This is a genomic window from Ensifer sp. ENS07 (assembly GCF_014852185.1).
Classification (GTDB): domain Bacteria; phylum Pseudomonadota; class Alphaproteobacteria; order Rhizobiales; family Rhizobiaceae; genus Ensifer; species Ensifer adhaerens.
In genome coordinates this window covers 1-1,003 of sequence record NZ_JACVBE010000056.1, presented here as the reverse complement: position 1 = coordinate 1,003, position 1,003 = coordinate 1, and the positions used below count along the sequence as shown (strand labels likewise).

General features: G+C 58.6%; 3 protein-coding genes. 1 reads left to right on the top strand and 2 read right to left on the bottom strand.

Going from position 1 to position 1,003, the window contains the following annotated elements; translation table 11 throughout:
* Positions 1 to 183 (top strand): hypothetical protein (locus IB277_RS37935; RefSeq protein ID WP_210339738.1); only part of this gene is annotated, 183 nt, incomplete at its 5' end.
* Positions 184 to 284: 101 nt separating this feature from the next.
* Here IB277_RS37935 and IB277_RS39115 read toward each other — a convergent pair.
* Together IB277_RS39115 and IB277_RS37590 are read right to left on the bottom strand one after the other, a co-directional pair.
* Positions 285 to 521: a transposase gene (locus tag IB277_RS39115; protein ID WP_192373408.1), complete on the bottom strand. Its 237-nt coding sequence runs from the start codon at positions 519 to 521 to the stop codon at positions 285 to 287.
* A 224-nt stretch (positions 522 to 745) separates the two neighbouring features.
* Positions 746 to 964, bottom strand: coding sequence for a hypothetical protein (locus IB277_RS37590; protein WP_246812925.1), 219 nt, complete (start codon positions 962 to 964; stop codon positions 746 to 748).
* Positions 965 to 1,003 lie beyond the last annotated feature (39 nt).

The window sequence follows — 1,003 nt, the reverse complement described above, 5'->3', positions numbered from 1 at the left end:
GGCCGCTGCGGCCCAGAAGAGAGGAGAAAAAGCCAATCCCTTGACCAAACCCTGATCAGAAAACCATACTCAGAGGTGGCTCACTTCTCGGTGGAAAAACCGGCTCAGTTCCGCGCGGAAACCAACATCCAGGCATCCAGACGTGCCAGCGTTACGGCTTCGTCGCGCCCCACATGGCGGTAGCGAAGACGGGCAGCGTGCCACCTTTGGCGCGCACCGCATCACTGATATGGTTTCCCCGATACGCACTATCATCCTCACTGGCCGCGGCGATAATCGTTGCATCAACCAGCGTGCCGGTCTTGACGTGGATCGTCTGCGCCTTGAGGAGGTCGATTATCTGCTTGAACAGGACCTATCGAGTCCCTGTGCGAGAAGGGTCTTGCGGAAACGAACAAAGGCGGTGGCTCCGGCGTCGGTTCCGAGACCGAAAAGCCACAGTAGCGTCGAAAGGAGGCGCGGTCGTCTAGTGCTTCGGCGAGCTTGACGTCGGACAGGTCGTGCCAGATCGACAGCAGCATTGCCCTGAACAACGACAACGGCGCAAGGCAGGTTCTCCCTTGGCAACACAGGAAACCACCCCGAGGGCGCCATCGATCGGTGCCCAGCCGATCAGTTTGACAAGCGCATCCAGGGAGGACGGTTTACCGCGGTCGACGACAAGGCCGAACTTCTCCTGATCTATGGGCCGACGTCCCATTCCAATCCCTCAATCCATTGTTGAGATTGATACAAACACAGTCGTTCACTTCGGTACAGTCGCCCGCGCACAGGTCTCTAAGGCACACAAGCCATGCGCCCTGCGGTTTGAGCAGTTCCTCGGCCCGTTCGCATTTATGAAAGCCGACATTGTCGAAAATGACGACATCGCCCGGTGCCAGGTTTCCTGCGGATTGCGCCAATCGATCCCGGACAACAAATAGGACAATTGCGCCGGTGAGATTGCTACCGCCCCGCCCTCCATGTTCGGCCAGATAAACCGGCCCTTCTCCAGCCGCCGGGT

What these genes read in the sequence shown, in the direction of transcription:
- IB277_RS39115 (WP_192373408.1), bottom strand. Translation starts at nt 521, where the DNA reads ATGCTGCTGTCGATCTGGCACGACCTGTCCGACGTCAAGCTCGCCGAA.
- IB277_RS37590 (WP_246812925.1), bottom strand. Translation starts at nt 964, where the DNA reads ATGGAGGGCGGGGCGGTAGCAATCTCACCGGCGCAATTGTCCTATTTG.